The following is a 17,270-nucleotide window of genomic DNA, read 5'->3' as shown; positions in this document are numbered from 1 at the left end:
GTTTGCGTTCGCGTTAGCTACAGCTTGGCCATGAACCGCTGCGCGTCGACGATCACCCGGGTGATCTCGCCCTCGCCGACCAGGCGGCCGTCGCCGTCGTGCGCGGCCACCGTGAAGCGCAGGAGGCGGTCGTCACGGTGCGCGAGCTCGGCGGCGGCGGTGACGGTCCCGCCGACCGGCGTCGGGTAGAGGTGGTCGAAGCGGACGCGGGTGCCGACCGTGGTCTGGCCCGGCGCCAGCAGACCCACGGCGGCGGCCACCGTCGCCTGCTCGGCCAGGGCGATCAGGCGCGGCGTGCCGAGGACCGGCAGGTCGCCGGAGCCGACCGCCTGGGCGGTGTCGGCGGGGGTGACGGGCAGGATGATCCGGGCACTCGGGGTCTGATCGTCGGTCACGCGTAGACACTACACAGGCTGTGGAAGACGCCCCGGCCGCGCATGAGCTCGTCCCAGGTGCCGCGCTCGACCACGCGGCCGGCGTCCAGGACCACGATCTCGTCGACGTCCTCCAGCCCGGCGAGGCGGTGGGTCACCAGCAGCACGGTCTGCGGGAGCGCGAGCAGGTCGCGCAGCAGCGCGTCGGCGGTCGGCGGGTCGAGGTGCTCGGTGGGCTCGTCGAGCAGCAGCACCGGGAAGCCGGCGAGCAGCGCGCGGGCCAGCGCCAGGCGGCGGTGCTGCCCGCCGGAGAGCCGGGCGCCGTGCTCGCCGACGAAGGTGTCGAGGCCGTCGGGCAGGGTGCGGACCCACTCGGCGAGGCGGGCGTCGGCCAGGGCGGCTTCGAGGTCGCGGTCGGTGGCGTCGGGGCGAGCCAGGCGCAGGTTCTCGCGCAGGGTGCTGTCGAAGACGTGGGCGTCCTGGGCGCACAGGCCGATGACGCGGCGGACGTCGTCGGCGGCCAGGGCGGTCGTGGGCACCCCGGCGAGGACGATCCGGCCACCGCCGGGCTCGACGAAGCGGAGCAGGGCGTTGACGAGGGTGGTCTTGCCCGAACCGCTGGGCCCGACGACGGCGACCTTGCGGCCGGGGGCCAGGTCGAGATCGAGGCCCTGGAGCGCCGGGACCGCGCGGCCCGGCCAAGTGACTTCGAGGTCTTCGACGACGACGGCGGGAGCCCACTGCGGCCCTCCCGCCGTATGCGGAACGGGAACGGGAACCGGAAGCGGCAGGGGGTGCTCGGGCTCCGTCACCGCGTCGGGCGCGTCGAGAACCTCCCGCACCCGCCGCTCGGCCGCCCGCGCCCGGCAACGAAACTGGAGCGCTTGGGGCATACCGGCCGTCGCTTCGAAGATCGCCAACGGTGTCAGGACGACGACTGCGAGCAACAAGCCGTCCATCGCCTTGGAATGCACGGCTTGCAGGCCCACGAACGCGGCGGCCCACACCGTGGCGCCGGTCGCCAGGACCGCGAGAGCGGCGCCCAGAGCCCTCGCAGCGGCCGAACGCCGCTCCGCATCGGTAAGGGCCCTGTCGGCCTCCTGGAGGCGCGCCAGGCGGCTCTGGACGGCATCCGCGGCGATGAGGTCGGGCGCGCCGCGCAGCAACTCGTGGAACTCGGTCGCGAGGCGCCCCCTCCCCGGAGCCACCGCGGCATCCGCACGCCGCGAAACCCCCGACGCCACCACAGGAATCACCACACCGGACGCGACCAGCCCGCACCCGGTCACCACGGCGGCGGCAGGCAACGCGGCAGCGAGCGCCAGCGTGGCCCCGACCCCCACAACCACCGCCGAGAGCGCCGGAATCAGAAAGCGGACATAGCGATCCTGCACAGCATCGACATCGGCCACGAACCGCGACAACAGATCGCCGCGCCGCCGCCCCGGCGCCTGCCGCGCCAGCCGCTCGTAGGTCCGCACCCGCAACCCGGCGAGAACCCGGAACGCGGCATCGTGCGCCACCAACCGCTCCGCATAGCGGAACACCGCGCGACCGATGCCCAAAGCCCGCACCCCGGTGATGGCCACCATCAGCACCAGAATCGGCGGCTGCTGCGACGCCCGCGAGATGAGCCACGCCGAGGTCGCCGCCAGACCGGCCGCCGAACCGAGGGCCAGGGCGCCGAGCATGGCGGCGAGCGCCAAGCGCGCGACCGGCGGGCGGGACACCGCAGGGCCGACTTCGAAATCGCTCGACTCCGACGCGCTCCCGATCTCCGCCGACTCCTTGACCGCATCGTGCGCTGGCATGGCTTGGCCGCCACCGCTTCCACCCTCAGCACCTAGCGCAAGTGCTACCGAGCCACTCGCACCATCCAGCTCGCCCACCACCAGACCTTGGCTGGCACCGCTTCCACCAAGCGCGAGCATCACCGAGCCGCTCGCACCACCCAACTCGCCGACCGCGAGCGACTCCCAACCATTCGCACCATCCAGCCCGCCCACCGCCACGCCCTGGCCGGCACCGACCGCGAGCGACTCCCCATCGTTCGCACCATCCAGCTCGCCCACTGCCACGCCTTGGCCAGCACCGACCGCGAGCGATTCGAAATCGTCCGCGCCACCCCGATCGCCTACCGCCACGCTTTGCCGAGCACCGTTTTCCGCGCCAAGCACCAGCGACCCCCACCCATCCGCACCACTCCCACCCCCCCCACAACCACCACCCGGTCCGCCACCCCCACCAAAGCCGCCCGATGCGCCACCACGATCGCCGTCCGCCCCGCGACCAGCCGCCGCACGCTCGCCACGACCTCCGCCTCCGCGGCCGCGTCGAGGGCCGCCGTCGGTTCGTCGAGGAGTACCACCGGGCGGTCGGCGAGGAAGACTCGTGCCAGTCCCAGGCGTTGCCGTTGGCCTGCTGAGAGTCCGTGGCCGCGTTCGCCGAGCGGTGCCGACAGGCCGCCGGGCAGCGCGGCCACGAACTCCGCCGCCGAGGCCGCGCGCAGTGCGGACCAGACCTGGGCGTCCGTCGCGTCGGGGCGGGCCAGGCGCACGTTGTCGGCCACCGTGCCCGCGAACAGGTGCGGGTGCTGCGGCAGCCAGGCGACGGCTCCGCCGGCGGCGGCGGTCCCCGACTCCGGGGCCGCGAAGCCGAGCAGGGCCTTCAGCACCGTCGACTTCCCCGCGCCCGAGGCGCCGACCAGGGCCACGCATTCGCCAGGGGCGACGGTCAGCGAGAAGGCGGTCAGCGCCGGCTCGGTGCGGTCCGGGTACCGGACCGTCAGGTCCCTGATGGTGATGCCGGATCCCGCGGAGCGCTGGGCCGGCATCGGCGGCGCCGTCGCCAGCACCTCCAGCGCCTCCTCCGTCGCCGCCTTCCCCTCGGCGCTCGCGTGGTAGAACGCCCCCGCCTGCCGCAGCGGCCAGTACGCCTCCGGCGCCAGGATCAGCACCAGCAGGCCGGTGCGCAGGTCCAGCGTTCCGGACACCAGGCGCAGGCCGATGCCGACCGCGACCATGGCCACCGAGATGGTCGAGGCCAGTTCCAGCACCAGCGAGGACAGGAACGCCAGCCGGAGCGTGCGCAGGGTCGCCGCGCGGTTCCGGTCGGTCGCCCGGCGGATCGCGGCGGCCTGGGCCCGGGCCCGCCCGAACACCAGCAGGTCCGGCAGCCCCGCCACCACGTCCAGGAAGTGTCCGGCCAGCACGTCCAGCGTCCGCCGCTGCCGCTCCACCTGGGCCCGCGTCGCCAGTCCCACCAGGGCCAGGAACAGCGGGATCAGCGGCAGGGTCACCAGGACGATGAGCCCTGATTCCCAGTCCGCGCCGAACAGCACCGCCAGCACCGCCGCCGGGACCGTCACCGACAGCACCACCTGCGGCAGGTAGCGCGCGAAGTAGCCGTCCAGCGCGTCCACGCCCCGCGTCGCCAGGGTCACCAGCGCCGCCGTCCGGCGGTCGGCCAGCCATTGCGGCCCCAGCGCCAGCGCGTGCGCCGCCAGTCGCCCGCGCAGCTCCGACTTCACCGACGCCGCCGCGCGGAACGCCGCCGCCTCCGTCGCCCAGGCGATCGCCGCCCGCGCGGTGACGCAGACCGCCAGCCACGTCAGCGGCCCCCACAGCGCCGACGGCGCCGCGCCGCGCTGGAACCCGGCCACGATCAGCGCCGCGAGCGCCCACGCCTGCCCGATCACCGCCACCGCCGCCAGCGTGCCCAGCGCCGCGCACGCCGCCACCCACGGCCGCACGGCCCGCGCGTGCCGCGCCAACCGCCGATCGAGCATCAGTGCGCCGCCGGGATGTTCCGGACCCCGATCCGCTTGCGGAACACCCAGTACGTCCAGCCCTGATACAGCAGCACGATCGGCGTGAACACGCACGCCACCACCGTCATCACGGTCAGCGTGTAGTGCGAGGACGAGGCCGAGTGCACCGTCAGCGACCACTCCGGGTTCAGCGAGGAGGGCATCACGATCGGGAACATCGCGATGAACATCGACGCCACCATCGTCGCCACCGCCGCCCCGGACAGCACGAACGCCCAGCCGTCGCGCCCGGCCCGGGTCAGCGCCGCGCACGCCAGCAGCGCGAGCACCGGCACCGCCGCCACCGTCCAGGACAGCGCCCCGCCCCAGCGGTGGTTCACCCGGAACAGCAGCAGCCCGACCAGCAGCACGCCGACCAGCGCCGCCGGCACCGCGATCCGCCGGGCCCCGTCCCGGATCGGGCCGACGGTCTTCAGCCCGGTGTAGACCGCGCCGTGCGCCAGGAACAGGACCACGAAGGCCAGCGCCCCGACGATGCCGTCGAAGGTGGTCAGGAAGTCCGACATCCGACCGTGGAAGTTCATGTCGTCGCGGATCTTGGTGCCGGAGAACATGCAGCCGAACACCAGCCCCCACAGCACCGGCGGCAGCAGCGAGCCGAGGAACAGGCACCAGTCCCACACCGGCCGGTAGCGGGCGTCGGACTTGCCCCGGTACTCGAAGGCGATGTTGCGCACGATCAGCAGCAGCAGAATCAGCAGCATCGGCACGTAGAAGCCGGACAGCAGAGTGGCGTACCAGTTCGGGAAGGCCGCGAAGGTGGCGCCGATCGCGGTGATCACCCACACCTCGTTGCCGTCCCACACCGGGCCGATGGTGTTGATCAGCACACGACGGTTCACCTCGTCGCGGGCCAGGAACTTGGTCAGCATCCCGACGCCGAAGTCGAAGCCCTCCAGGAAGAAATAGCCGATCCACAGCACCGCGATCAGCAGGTACCAGAAGTTCTGAAGGCTCACGGCCGTCCCTTCCTCGTCTTACCTCGGTCCGCTCCGGCGCGCGGATCAGTACGCGAACGCCATCGGGCGGTCGTCGCCGTCCCCGGAGTCCGGCTCGGCGCTCGGCGGGGTGTCGTGGGCGCCGCCCCGGACGTACTTGACCGTCAGCGCCACCTCGGCCACGGCCAGCACCGCGTACAGCGCGGTGAACAGGAGCAACGAGGTCAGCACCCGCCCGGCCGGCACCGCCGCGGACACGCCGAGCCGGGTGCGCATCAGGCCGTAGACGATCCACGGCTGGCGGCCGGTCTCGGTGAAGATCCAGCCCCAGGCCGCGCCGATCACCGGGAAGACCACGGTCCACAGCCCGAACCGCCAGAACCACCGGCCCCAGGCCCCGCCGGGGGTCCGACGGCCGCGGGTGAGCCAGAGCCCGAACAGCGCGACCAGCACCGAGAACATCCCGAAGCCGATCATCCAGCGGAAGGACCAGTACGCCATCGGGATCCACGGCCGGTAGTCGCCGGGCCCGAACCGGGCCTGCTGGGCGGCGTTGGTCTGGTTGATGCCGGTCACCGGGTCGTGGAAGTTGCCGTGCGCCAGGAAGGACAGCAGCCGCGGGATCTCGATCTCGACCGAGTTCCGGCCCTTCTCCACGTCGCCGATGGCGAACACCGAGAACGGCGCCGGCCCCTGGGTGTCCCACAGCGCCTCGGCCGAGGCCATCTTCATCGGCTGCTGTTCGAACATCACCTTGCCCTGCATGTCGCCGGACACCGCGACGCCGACGCCGGCGATCAGCAGCGCCCACAGCCCGACCTTCAGCGAGGGCCGGAACACCTCCGGCTGCCGCTGCTTGCGCAGGTGGAAGCAGGCGATGCCGACCAACGCCGCGCCCGCGCACAGGAAGCAGGCGGTGAGCACGTGGAAGAAGGTGATCACGGTCGTCTTCTGGGTGATGACGGCCCAGAAGTCGGTGAGCTCGGCGCGGCCCTTGAGCGCGTTGACCTCGTAGCCGACCGGGTGCTGCATGAAGGAGTTGGCGGCCAGGATGAAGTAGGCGCTGGCGGCGGTGCCCACGGCGGCCAGCCAGATGCAGGCCAGGTGCGCGCCGCGCGGCAGCCGGTCCCAGCCGAAGATCCACAGCCCCAGGAACGTGGACTCCAGGAAGAACGCCAGCAGCGCCTCGATGGCCAGCGGCGAGCCGAAGATGTCGCCGACGAACCGCGAGTACTCCGACCAGTTCATGCCGAACTGGAACTCCTGCACGAGCCCGGTGACCAGGCCCAGTGCGAAGTTGATCAGGAACAGCCGGCCCCAGAACTTGGTCGCCCGGTAGTACTCCGCCTTCCCGGTGCGATACCAGGCGGTCTGGAACCCGGCCACCAGGAACGAGGTCCCGATGGTCAGCGGCACGAACAGGAAGTGGTAGACCGTCGTGATGCCGAACTGCCAGCGCGCCACCGTCACCGGATCCATGGCGATGTTCACGGTCGGATGCACGTCTCGGCCTCCAGCGGGCGTTATCAGGTGATTACGCAGAGTAGCTGAGGCGCGTTGTGTGATGTCAATGCCGTGTCACCTGTTCGGCGGCACGGACGGACCGGCGGGGAGCCGGGCGGGCGATTGGCGGCGGAAGACGGGCGCGGGCTACCTTGCCTGCATGGAATTCTGCGGGCAGTGCGGCGAGCCGGCGACGGCCGCCGGGCACGAGCGGTGCGCCGCGCGGGCCGAGCTGGAACCGCCGCGCTACTGCGGACAGTGCCGGCGGCGGATGGTGGTGCAGATCGTCCCGACCGGCTGGGCCGCCCGCTGCGTCGAGCACGGCACGACCACGGGCTGAGCGGGCTGAAACCGCCCGCGGGGCGCCCGGGAGGAACAGCGGGCGCGCCGCCGAAACCCGTCCGGCCGGCGCGCCCGGCGCGCGGGGATGCTCAGCCGATCTCGGCGATCAGGTCGCCCTCCTGGACCACGTCGCCCTCGGCGACCGCCAGCCGGGTCAGCGTCCCGGAGACCTCGGCCAGCACCGGGATCTCCATCTTCATCGACTCCAGGATCACGATGGTGTCGCCGTCCTCGACCGCGGCGCCCTCGGCCGCCACGACCTTCCACACGTTGGCCACCATCTCGGCGCGGACTTCCTCGGCCACGTTCGACGCTCCCTCGCAGTCAGGGTAAAGGTGTACGAGCGCATCCAATCACGCCCGGACGCCGCCCGCGCCCGGCGGCCCTACTCCCCCACCATCCGGCTCAGCGACTCCACCACCGCCGGGTCGTAGTGCACGGCCAGGCCCAGCCGGATGTGCCGCAGGGCCTCGACCCGGCGGGCCTCCTCCGGGGCGGCGCCGGCCAGGTCGTCGTAGTCGTTGGCGACCCGCAGGATCCGGCTGGGCAGCGGCCCGGCCGCGCCGAACGGGTCGGGATGGTGCTCGACGATGTCGGCGGCGTTGCCAAGGGCGCCGGCGCGGCGGATCACCTCGGCCCCGGCCCGGGCCAGCTCCCGCTGCCGTTGCAGGGGCAGCGGCGCGGTGCGGCCGCCGTGCACCGGCTCGGCCACCGAGAGCTGCCCGATGTCGTGCATCAGGCTGGCGTACTCCAGATCCAGCAGCTGCGCCTCGCTCAGGCCCAGCTCCCGGCCGATGCGCTGGCAGGTGCGGGCCACCCGGCGGGCGTGCCCGGCGTCGGTCAGGCCGGCCACCTCGGTGATCCGCGACAGCGCGCGGATGGTCTCCAGGTGCACTTCCTTGATCCGGGCGAAGCGGCGCAGCGACAGCTGGGTGAACGTCAGCGGCAGGCACAGCACCGGCAGCACCCAGATGCTCATGGTGCGGGTGGCCAGGCACACCAGCAGCGCGGTGGCCACCACGGCCAGCCCGACCCGGGTGGTGAAGCGCAGCTCGTCCCGCAGCGCCGCCACGATCGGGCGCCGGTGGTGGCCGGCCTGGAGCGTGGCGCCGAGCACCGCGTCGGAGACGATCGCCAGGGCCAGCAGGGCCGCGGTCACCAGCCCCACGGACAGGCTGTGCAGGTGCCGGGTCAGGAACGCCGGATCGCGGGCGATGTCGGCGGTCAGATGTGGATCGTCGGGCAGCATGCCCAGCACCCAGCGCAGGTAGAACATCCGGAACAGCTCGGCGGTCAGCGCCACCATGAGGAACCGGCGCGCGGTGTAGTCCAGGGTGGTGGGCCGCCGGACCGCCAGGTGCGGCACCGAGCCGACGAGGAACCCGAAGGCGGCCACGGTGATCGCCTCCGCGGCGGTGTGCCTGGCCGGCTCCCGGCCGATCTCGGTCACCACCGCGTACGCCAGCGCGGTCGCCGACCCCAGCGGCGCCGCCTCGCGCCCGCCGGGCAGCCGCACCCGGAACGCCTCCCCGGCCGCGACGATGACGCCGAAGGTGAGGGCGTATCCGGGCTGGACGAAGCCGTGCACCGCGCCGGCGGCCACCGCGGCGAAGGCCACGAAACAGGCCAGGACCAGCAGCACCGGGTTGCTCTGCGCCCACGCGGTCGGGACGCCACCGTCCGGGTCGAAGGCGCGGTGGCCCGCGGGTTTGGCGTGCGTCATGCCGCGGATCCTTCGGAGTCCCGCGGGTCGTCGGAGTCCGCGTCGAGCTCGGTCTCGGCGTCGAACCCGGTGTCCGCGTCGAGCTCGGAGCCCGGCGCGCGGTGCGACACGCGGTCCGGACCGCCGTCCGGCGTCACGCCGGTTTCGGCGCCGGCTCCGAAGCCGGCCGCCTCGGCGTCCCCGGCACCCCCGGCGCCCGTGAAGTCCCCGGCATCGCCGGCGTCCACCGGTTCCCTCAGCTCCATCGGCCCCGACGATTCGGCGGCGAGGTCCCGCGAGAACCAGCTCGAACCGGCCGCCCCGGCGTCCTCGCCCTCGGCCTCCCGCACGTCGTCGACGCCGCGGATCCGCATCGAGCCGTGCGACATCCGGAACGGCCCCGCGGCGCCCTCGGCGGCCGGGCCCGGCGACGGGTCGTCCACCGGCTTGATCGACCTGCGCTCCTCGACCGGCTCGGTCCGCTCGGTCCGCTCGCCGCGCTCGGCCCGGCCGGCCTCCGACTGGCCGCGCAGCCGGCGCTCGTCCCGGTCCTCCCGGTAGTCCTCCGGATCCGGCCCCGGGCCCCGCACCACCGCCGAGTGCATCCGCGCCGACCAGCCGTCGTCGAAGTCCGCGCCCGGCGGCAGCTCCGCGGAGCGCTGCCCCGGGATCCCGCCCGGCCCCGGCGGCGGCACGCCCTCGTCCAGCGGCCAGTCGAACGGGCCCTGCGGGCCGCCGCCGCCCGGCGTGCCCTCCCAGGCGTCGGCCAGCCAGCTGGGGAACCAGTCCGAGAACCACTCCGCCGGGACGAACGGGTCGTCGTGGTCGGCGAAGGAGAAGCCGGGCACCCGCTTGGGCAGCGGCCACGGGCCGGCCGGGATCGCGGGCACCGCGCCGGCCTCGGCCGGCGGCGCGGCCGGCAGCTCGGTCGGCACCCAGGGCCGTCCGGCCCGCTCGGCCAGCGCCAGCGCCTCCTCGAAGGCGCGCACCAGCACCGGGTCGAACTGGGTCCCGGCGCCGCGGCGCAGCTCGGTCACCGCCTCCTCGACGGTGCGCGCGGCGCGGTAGGAGCGGGTGGAGGTCATGGCGTCGAAGGCGTCGGCCACCCCGATGATCCGGGCGAACTCCGGGATCTCGTCCCCGGACTTGCCGGTCGGGTAGCCGCGGCCGTCCAGGCGCTCGTGGTGGTAGAGCACGCCTTCGTAGACCTCGGTCAGGAACCTGATGTCGCGCAGCACCGCCACCCCGTGGTTCGGGTGCATGCACAGCAGCTTGAACTCCTCCTCGGTCAGGCCGCCGGTGCTGGTCAGCAACCGGGTCGGCACCCCGAGCTTGCCGATGTCGTGCAGCAGCCCGGCGAAGCGCAGCATCGCCACCCGCTCCTGCGGCATCCGCAGCTGCCGGGCCAGCATCTCCGAGCCGAGCGCGACCCGTTCGCTGTGGCCCCGGGTGTAAGAGTCCTTGATCTCCACCGCGTGCACCAGCGCGGCGATCGTGCCCTCGTGCGCCGCCTCCTCGCGGGCGAACTGCGACAGGCTCCAGTGCGCGATGTACATCGGCACCACCATCAGCGGCGCGGTGTACCACCCGATGTCGTTCCACAGCGCCAGGAAGATCAGAGCCAGCACCGCCGAGGAGTAGTACGGCATCGCGGCCCGCTGCAGGGTGCCGCGCAGCACGTCGCCGAACGCGGCCTGGTCGTACAGCGTCAAGAAGCCCGCGGCGATCAGCCCGTTGGCCACCAGGCAGGTGGTGACCGCGGCGGCGAAGGGCCACAGGAACCCGGGGAAGCTCAGGAAGCGCCCGGGCTCGTGGCCGCCTGTGAGATAGCACACAGCCGCGCCCGAGGCGGGCACCAGGGACAGCATCGCGCTGTTCAGGATCTCCTTGGTCCAGACCAGCGAGGAGCCGCGCGGTGAGAACAGCGAGGTGACCAGACCGATCAGCGCGGCCGCCGGAGGCGGCAGGACCAGCACGGTGATGACGGTCACGACCAGCGAGACGGACATGGTCCAGCCGGACACCGCGATCTTGACGCGGGAGAGCCGTTCGGTGGCGAACACCAGCACGCACATCGCGAGCAGCAGCAGGGGCCTGGTCCGCGACATCGGCAACGCGGCGATGGTCGCCACGGCCACCGCCACCAAACCGAATATGTAGCACCGCACGGAGAACGGCATCGGGCATCCTCTTGTCCGCGCAGGGAGCGCGTCGGCACCGGTCAACGCAGAACCCTGTCACGAAATGTGCCGCGGGTCCACAGGCCAGCACATGGGGCGGCGCTGGCCTGTGGGGTCACAGAGCGGAGATTACAGTCCGATCCCGACGATTCTGAGCATCTGAGGCCACCGTCCTTCACCCGGCCCGCGATCGTAGGGGGTACCGCGGGAATTGATCAAAGCACGTACGAGTACAGAGGAAAACCGGCGCTCCGTCAAGAAAAGATCCACACTCGCGGGCGACGACGGCCGGAACGCGCCAGGGGCGCGCCATGGCGCGCCCCTGAGGTCTGTTCGAGCCTTGCTATTCGCCGCCGCCGGACACCGCGACCTCGCCGCGCACCTGACGGATCCGGGCGAGCACCTTGTCACGCAGGTCCACCGGCGGCTCGTCACATCCGCAACAGCGCTGCACGAGCTTCTTCACCATCGCGTCAAGGCCGTACTTCTCCAGACACGGCCGGCACTCGTCCAGATGGCGCTTAAACGCCGCGCAGTCCTCCTCGGGCATCTCGTTGTCGATGTACTCGTAGAGATGGTCGAGAATCTCCGTGCACGGGGTCTCGTGCGGCTGGCCGCAGCTCATGACGGTTCAGTTCCCTTCCGACGCGGCGGCCACCAGGCCGCGCTCCCGTGCGTAGTCCTCCAGCATCGCACGGAGCTGCCGCCGCCCGCGGTGCAACCGCGACATGACGGTGCCGATGGGCGTCCCCATGATGTCGGCGATCTCCTTGTAGGCGAATCCCTCGACGTCGGCCAGGTAGACGGCGATGCGGAACTCCTCGCCGATCGCCTGGAGGGCCTCCTTGACGTCGGAGTCCGGCAGGTGGTCCAGCGCCACCGTCTCGGCCGAGGGCAGGCCGGCCGAGCTGTGCGACTCGGCCCGGGCCAGCTGCCAGTCCTCGATCTCCTCGGTGGGGCTCACCTGGGGCTCGCGCTGCTTCTTGCGGTAGCTGTTGATGAACGTGTTGGTGAGGATGCGGTACAGCCAGGCCTTGAGGTTGGTGCCCTCGCGGAACTGGTGGAAGGAGGCGAAGGCCTTGGCGAAGGTCTCCTGGATCAGGTCCTCGGCGTCGGCCGGGTTGCGGGTCATCCGCAGCGCGGCCGGATAGAGCTGGTCCAGGTAGACGAGGGCGTCGCGCTCGAAGCGCTCGTTGCGCGCCTCCTCGCTCTCGGCCTCCTCGACGCGCGCGGCCTCGGCCTGCGCGGCGTCGTCGGACGCGGCCTGCACGGCCTCGTCCAGCGGCACGGCCTCGGCGATGACGGCCTCACCACGTGCGTCGTCAGCGGTCACGGCGACCGTCCTCACCTCCTCGGGGGTACCCGATGAGCTTATCCAAGGCGAGACGCGCGACAAATCGATCTTGACCGCCGGGCGACGCTCCTTCAGTGCCAAAGTCATTCCTGTCCCCTCGACAGCGGGTGGTGAACCTGGAGGGTTCACCGTGCTGAAACAGGGCGAGGATCTCCGATATTCCCCTCGGTCCCGGGCGTGACGTGCGCCTGCGCCCGGGCCGCCGCGATGTGACAGGTGTCTCACCGCGCCCCGTCGGTGATCTCCCGGGCCACCTTGCAGTCGTCGGCCATCCGGTCCAAAAGCGCCTCGACCGAGTCGAACTTCAGCGTGTCGCGGATCCGGGCGGCGAACTCCACCGCCACGTGCGTGCCGTACAGGTCCAGGTCGTCGCGGTCCAGCGCGTAGGCCTCGACCCGGCGCTCGGTGCCGTCGAAGGTGGGGTTGGTGCCGATGGACACCGCCGCCGGGTGCCGGTAGGCCTTCTCCGGCTTGTCCACGTCGGTGATCAGCCAGCCGGCGTAGACGCCGTCGGAGGGCACGGCGGCGAACGGCACGGTCTCCACGTTCGCCGTCGGGTAGCCGAGCTCGCGGCCGCGCTGGTCGCCGCGGACCACCACGCCCTCGACCCGGTGCGGCCGGCCCAGCAGCCCGGCGGCCTCGGCCACCGCGCCGTCGGCGATCAGCGCCCGCACCCGGGTGGAGGAGAACCGGTCGTCGCCGGTGGCGCCCTCCGGCCCGCGCAGGCTGACCGGCACCACCTCGAAGCCGTGCCGGCCGCCGGCGTACTCCAGCGCCGCGACGTCGCCGGCCGCCCGGTGCCCGAAGCGGAAGTTGGCGCCGACCACCACAGCCCGCGCGTGCAGGCTCTCGACCAGCACCGCCCGGATGAACTCCTCGGGCGACCAGCGCGACATCTCCAGGCTGAACGGCAGCACCAGCACCGCGTCCACGCCCTCGGCGGCGAGCAGCTCGGCCCGGTGCCGCTGGGTGGTGAGCAGCGGCGGGTGGCTGCCCGGCCGGACGATCTCGCTGGGATGCGGGTCGAAGGTCAGCACCACGGTCGGCAGGCCCAGCTCCCGGCCCCGGGCGACGGCGGTGCGGACCACCTCCCGGTGGCCGCGGTGGACGCCGTCGAAGACGCCGATCGTGACGACCGAGGGGCCGAAGTCCTGCGGGACCTCGGCGGTGCCGTGCCAGCGTTCCACGGGGATGCCTGCCTTGTGGTTGGAAGAGATCTGCCGGAACACAAGAGTGCCATCCGCGGACCGCGCACGCGCAATCGGCCGGGGCCCTCAGGCGAAGACCGCGACCGGCTTGGACTTCTTCCCGCTCGGCAGATCCTCGTACAGCGCCAGGAACCGCCCGTCGGGGCCGAACACGCCCACCGGCTCCCCGGCGGTCCCGAAGGGCTCCAGGAAGCCGCCGTGCGCCACCGAGGCGGCCTCCTGCTCGCTCACCTCGCGGGCCGGGAACGCCGCCCGGGCGGCGGCGTCCAGCGGCACCAGCGGCAGCTCCCCGCCGGCCTGGACCAGCTCGGTCAGCTCGGCCAGCGGCCGGGCCGCCGCCAGGGTGTACGGGCCGACCGCGGTGCGGCGCAGCATCGTCAGATGCCCGCCGACGCCGAGCGCCGCGCCGAGGTCCCGGGCCAGGGCCCGGATATAGGTCCCGGAGGAGCACTCGACGGTCACGTCGACGTCGAGCAGCGTCCCGGTCCGCCGCAGCGCGTGCACCTGGAAGCCGAAGACGGTCACCGGCCGCGCGGCCAGCTCCACCTCCTCGCCGTCCCGCACCCGCTGGTAGGACCGGACGCCGTCGACCTTGATCGCCGACACCGCCGACGGGCGCTGCGCGATCGCGCCGGTGAACGACGCAATCGCGCCACCGACCATGTCATCTGACACGTTCGAGGCGTCCGCGGTGGCCGTCACCTCACCCTCGGCGTCGTCGGTGACCGTGCTCTGACCTAGGCGGATCGTCGCCTCGTAGGTCTTGCGGGTCAGCGCCAGGTGCCCCAGCAGCCGGGTGGTCTTCTCCACCCCGACCACGAGCACGCCAGTGGCCATCGGGTCCAGGGTGCCGGCGTGGCCGACCCGCCGGGTGCGCGCCAGCCGCCGCACCCGGCCCACCACGTCGTGCGAGGTCCAGCCGGCCGGCTTGTCGACGATCACCAGGCCGCCGGGCCCGTCGTCGGCCTTGGTCCGCCTGCCCACGGCTCAGGCGTCCTCGTCGTCGAAGTCGTCGTCGGCGCGCGGTGCCCGGTAGGGGTCGGGCTCCCCGGCGTAGCTCGCCCCGGCCGCCGCGTCCCGGACCTCGGCGTCGGAGACCGCCACCTTGGCCAGCAGGTCCTCGATGTTGCGCGCGCCCTCCGGGATGGCGTCGGCGATGAAGGTCAGCGACGGGGTGTGCTTCACCCCGGTCTGCCGCCCCACCTCGGTGCGCAGGATGCCCTTGGCCGACTCCAGGGCGGCGGTGGACTCCGCCCGCTCCTCCTCGCTGCCGTACACGGTGTAGAAGACCGTGGCGTCGCGCAGGTCGCCGGTGATCCGGACATCGGTGATCGTGACGAATCCGAGCCGGGGGTCCTTGACCCGCGTCTTGAGGGTCTCGGCGACGATCACGCGGATCCGGTCGGCCAGCTTGGCGGCACGCGTTCCGTTGTTCGCCATGCGAACTCACTCCTTTGTTGCTCGGATTCCTAGTCGTCCTGGTCGCTGTGCAGCCTCCGGCGGACGCTGAGCAGCTCGATCTCCGGGCGCCATGCCACGGCGCCCTCAAGGTCGTCGAGGACTTCGTTCACTCGTGCGGCCGAGGCCGCGACCACCGCCACGCCGATCTCGGTGCGGCGGTGGAGGTCCTGGTGGCCGGTCTCGGCGGCGGCGACGCCGGCGCGCTTGTCGAGCTCGGCCAGGATCGGCTTGACGATCCCGCGCTTCTCCTTCAGCGAGTGCACGTCGCCGAGGAGGATGTCGAGGGTCAGAGTGCCCACGAACATTTCGCATCAGGGCCAACCCGGCCCAGGGGATGAGTCTCTACCCGGGTAGAGAGGGGTAGGGGCGGCCCGGACGGACCGCCCCCGCACCGATCACGTCAGACGCGCGGCTTCTCGCGCATCTCGAAGGTCTCGATGATGTCGCCTTCCTTGATGTCGTTGAAGTTCCCGAGGTTGATACCGCACTCGAAACCTTCGCGGACCTCGGTGACGTCGTCCTTCTCGCGCCGCAGCCCCACGATGCTGAGGTTGTCGGCCACGACGGACCCGCCGCGGATGAGGCGCGCCTTGGAGTTCCGCTTGATGAGCCCGTCCTGGACCATGCAGCCGGCGATGTTGCCGATCTTGCTGGAGCGGAAGACCGCGCGGATCTCGGCGGTGCCGAGCTGCACTTCCTCGAACTCCGGCTTGAGCATGCCCTTCAGGGCCGCCTCGATCTCCTCGATCGCCTGGTAGATGACCGAGTAGAAGCGGATCTCGACGCCCTCGCGGTCGGCCTTGGTCTTCGCCCGCCCGTCGGGGCGGACGTTGAAGCCCAGGATGACCGCGTCGGAGGCCATCGCCAGGTCCACGTCGGACTCGGTGATGGAGCCGACGCCGCGCAGCACGACGCGCAGGTCGACCTCGTCGCCGACGTCCAGCTTGAGCAGCGAGTCCTCCAGGGCCTCGACCGAGCCCGCACCGTCACCCTTGATGATGATGTTGAGCTGCTGGACCTCGCCGGCCTGGATGACCTTCTCCCAGTCCTCGATCGAGACGCGCTTGCGGGAGCGGGCCATGGCCGCGTTCCGCTCGCGGGTCGCGCGGCGCTCGGCGATCTGCCGGGCCACGCGGTCCTCCTCGACCACCAGGAAGGTGTCGCCGGCGCCGGGGACGCTGGTCAGGCCGAGCACCTGGACCGGACGCGACGGCCCGGCCTCGGCGACCGACTCGCCGTTCTCGTCCATCAGGGCGCGCACGCGGCCGTAGGCGTCGCCGACCACCATCGAGTCGCCGACCCGCAGGGTGCCGCGCTGCACCAGGACCGTGGCCACGGCGCCGCGGCCGCGGTCGAGGTTGGCCTCGATCGCCACGCCCTGGGCGTCCATGTCCGGGTTGGCCCGCAGGTCCAGCGAGGCGTCCGCGGTCAGGATGACCGCCTCCAGCAGCGCCTCGATGTTCAGCCCCTCGCGCGCGGAGATGTCGACGAACATGGTGTCGCCGCCGTACTCCTCGGCCACCAGGCCGTACTCAGTGAGCTGGCCGCGCACCTTCGTCGGGTCCGCGCCCTCCTTGTCGATCTTGTTCACCGCGACCACGATCGGCACGTCGGCGGCCTGGGCGTGGTTCAGCGCCTCGATCGTCTGGGGCATCACGCCGTCGTCCGCCGCGACCACCAGGATCGCGATGTCCGTCGCCTTGGCACCGCGGGCCCGCATGGCGGTGAACGCCTCGTGGCCCGGGGTGTCGATGAAGGTGATGGCCCGCTCGGTGCCCGCGACGTCGGCGACCACCTGGTAGGCGCCGATGTGCTGGGTGATGCCGCCGGCCTCGCCCTCGATGACGTTGGTCTTGCGGATGGCGTCCAGCAGGCGGGTCTTGCCGTGGTCGACGTGACCCATCACGGTCACCACCGGCGGCCGCGCCTGCAGGTCCTCCTCGCCGCCCTCGTTCTCGCCGAAGCCGATGTCGAAGGACTCCAGCAGGGCCCGGTCCTCCTCCTCCGGCGAGACGATCTGCACGATGAAGCTGAGCTCCTGGCCGAGCAGTTCGAACACGTCGTCGGGGACCGACTGGGTCGCCGTCACCATCTCGCCGAGGTGGAACATCACCTGCACCAGCGAGGCCGGGTTGGCCCCGATGCGCTCGGCGAAGTCGGTCAGCGAGGAGCCGCGCGGCAGGCGGATGGTCTGCCCGTTGCCGCGGGGCAGCATCGCGCCGCCGAGCGAGGGCGCCTGCATGTTGTCGAACTCTTGACGCCGCTGCTTCTTGGACTTGCGACCGCGGCCCGGACGACCGCCGGGACGGCCGAACGCGCCGGCCGTGCCCCCGCCGCCCGCGCGACCGCCGCGGCCGGTGAAGCCGCCGCCGGGACGCG

The 17,270-nt window shown here is 72.4% G+C and carries 13 protein-coding genes and 2 pseudogenes; 1 reads left to right on the top strand and 14 read right to left on the bottom strand.

From position 1 onward, the window contains the following. Positions 1-17 precede the first annotated feature (17 nt). From ABD481_RS35580 to ABD481_RS35565, 4 genes and pseudogenes are all read right to left on the bottom strand, one after another. Positions 18-395, bottom strand: a complete 378-nt coding sequence (locus tag ABD481_RS35580; RefSeq protein ID WP_344670244.1) for a thioesterase family protein — start codon at positions 393-395, stop codon at positions 18-20. Continuing rightward, positions 392-4,161, bottom strand: a pseudogene (gene cydD, locus ABD481_RS35575) (thiol reductant ABC exporter subunit CydD). The gene ABD481_RS35580 and the pseudogene cydD overlap by 4 nt, the downstream one beginning before the upstream one ends. Further along, positions 4,161-5,162 carry a cytochrome d ubiquinol oxidase subunit II gene (gene cydB / locus ABD481_RS35570; protein WP_344670243.1) on the bottom strand — a complete coding sequence of 334 codons (1,002 nt, stop codon included), beginning with the start codon at positions 5,160-5,162 and terminating at the stop codon, positions 4,161-4,163. The pseudogene cydD and the gene cydB overlap by 1 nt, the downstream one beginning before the upstream one ends. 45 nt (positions 5,163-5,207) lie before the next feature. Further along, a complete protein-coding gene (locus ABD481_RS35565; protein ID WP_344670293.1) occupies positions 5,208-6,632 on the bottom strand; it encodes a cytochrome ubiquinol oxidase subunit I in 1,425 nt (474 codons plus the stop codon). 79 nt (positions 6,633-6,711) lie between these two features. On the opposite strand from ABD481_RS35565, the gene bsaP reads away from it, so the two are divergent. Further along, a complete protein-coding gene (gene bsaP / locus ABD481_RS35560; RefSeq protein ID WP_425559373.1) occupies positions 6,712-6,984 on the top strand; it encodes a biotin synthase auxiliary protein BsaP in 273 nt (90 codons plus the stop codon). Between the two features lie 91 nt (positions 6,985-7,075). On the opposite strand, the gene ABD481_RS35555 is transcribed toward bsaP, so the two are convergent. From ABD481_RS35555 to infB, 10 genes and pseudogenes are all read right to left on the bottom strand, one after another. After that, entirely contained in the window at positions 7,076-7,291 is a 216-nt protein-coding gene (locus ABD481_RS35555; RefSeq protein ID WP_344670241.1) for a biotin/lipoyl-binding carrier protein, read from the bottom strand. An 80-nt stretch (positions 7,292-7,371) separates the two neighbouring features. Continuing rightward, positions 7,372-8,709, bottom strand: coding sequence for an HD-GYP domain-containing protein (locus ABD481_RS35550; RefSeq protein ID WP_344670240.1), 1,338 nt, complete (start codon positions 8,707-8,709; stop codon positions 7,372-7,374). Then, positions 8,706-10,868, bottom strand: coding sequence for an HD-GYP domain-containing protein (locus tag ABD481_RS35545; RefSeq protein WP_344670239.1), 2,163 nt, complete (start codon positions 10,866-10,868; stop codon positions 8,706-8,708). Before ABD481_RS35545 ends, ABD481_RS35550 begins: the two co-directional genes overlap by 4 nt. A 343-nt stretch (positions 10,869-11,211) precedes the next feature. Next, positions 11,212-11,493, bottom strand: a complete 282-nt coding sequence (rsrA, locus tag ABD481_RS35540; RefSeq protein ID WP_344670238.1) for a mycothiol system anti-sigma-R factor — start codon at positions 11,491-11,493, stop codon at positions 11,212-11,214. Positions 11,494-11,499: 6 nt separating this feature from the next. Beyond that, positions 11,500-12,090, bottom strand: a pseudogene (locus tag ABD481_RS35535) (sigma-70 family RNA polymerase sigma factor); the annotation flags it as partial. Between the two features lie 353 nt (positions 12,091-12,443). After that, the gene (locus ABD481_RS35530) at positions 12,444-13,409 is read right to left on the bottom strand and encodes a bifunctional riboflavin kinase/FAD synthetase (protein ID WP_344670236.1); all 966 of its coding nucleotides are present in this window, start codon (positions 13,407-13,409) and stop codon (positions 12,444-12,446) included. Between the two features lie 87 nt (positions 13,410-13,496). Continuing rightward, positions 13,497-14,414 (bottom strand): tRNA pseudouridine(55) synthase TruB, encoded by a 918-nt coding sequence (gene truB, locus ABD481_RS35525; protein WP_344670235.1) that lies wholly within the window; start codon positions 14,412-14,414, stop codon positions 13,497-13,499. Between the two features lie 3 nt (positions 14,415-14,417). Next, complete coding sequence (rbfA, locus tag ABD481_RS35520; RefSeq protein WP_344670234.1) at positions 14,418-14,870, bottom strand: 30S ribosome-binding factor RbfA; 453 nt, start codon at positions 14,868-14,870, stop codon at positions 14,418-14,420. 29 nt (positions 14,871-14,899) lie between these two features. Then, positions 14,900-15,196 (bottom strand): DUF503 domain-containing protein, encoded by a 297-nt coding sequence (locus ABD481_RS35515; protein WP_344670233.1) that lies wholly within the window; start codon positions 15,194-15,196, stop codon positions 14,900-14,902. 95 nt (positions 15,197-15,291) lie between these two features. Next, positions 15,292-17,270, bottom strand: a 1,979-nt coding sequence (gene infB / locus ABD481_RS35510; protein WP_344670232.1) for a translation initiation factor IF-2, incomplete at its 5' end; no start/stop codon positions are given.

The organism is Catenulispora yoronensis (assembly GCF_039531695.1).
In the GTDB taxonomy this organism is placed as follows: Bacteria; Actinomycetota; Actinomycetes; order Streptomycetales; family Catenulisporaceae; genus Catenulispora; species Catenulispora yoronensis.
Note: the sequence above shows the minus strand (reverse complement) of the source record. Positions and strands in the feature narration are given on the sequence as shown.

Bases quoted from the DNA above. Each gene is read 5' to 3' on its own strand.
- bsaP (WP_425559373.1), top strand. From the start codon at position 6,712: ATGCCGTGTCACCTGTTCGGCGGCACGGACGGACCGGCGGGGAGCCGG.
- ABD481_RS35550 (WP_344670240.1), bottom strand. From the start codon at position 8,709: ATGACGCACGCCAAACCCGCGGGCCACCGCGCCTTCGACCCGGACGGT.
- ABD481_RS35545 (WP_344670239.1), bottom strand. From the start codon at position 10,868: ATGCCGTTCTCCGTGCGGTGCTACATATTCGGTTTGGTGGCGGTGGCC.
- rsrA (WP_344670238.1), bottom strand. From the start codon at position 11,493: ATGAGCTGCGGCCAGCCGCACGAGACCCCGTGCACGGAGATTCTCGAC.
- rbfA (WP_344670234.1), bottom strand. From the start codon at position 14,870: ATGGCGAACAACGGAACGCGTGCCGCCAAGCTGGCCGACCGGATCCGC.
- ABD481_RS35515 (WP_344670233.1), bottom strand. From the start codon at position 15,196: ATGTTCGTGGGCACTCTGACCCTCGACATCCTCCTCGGCGACGTGCAC.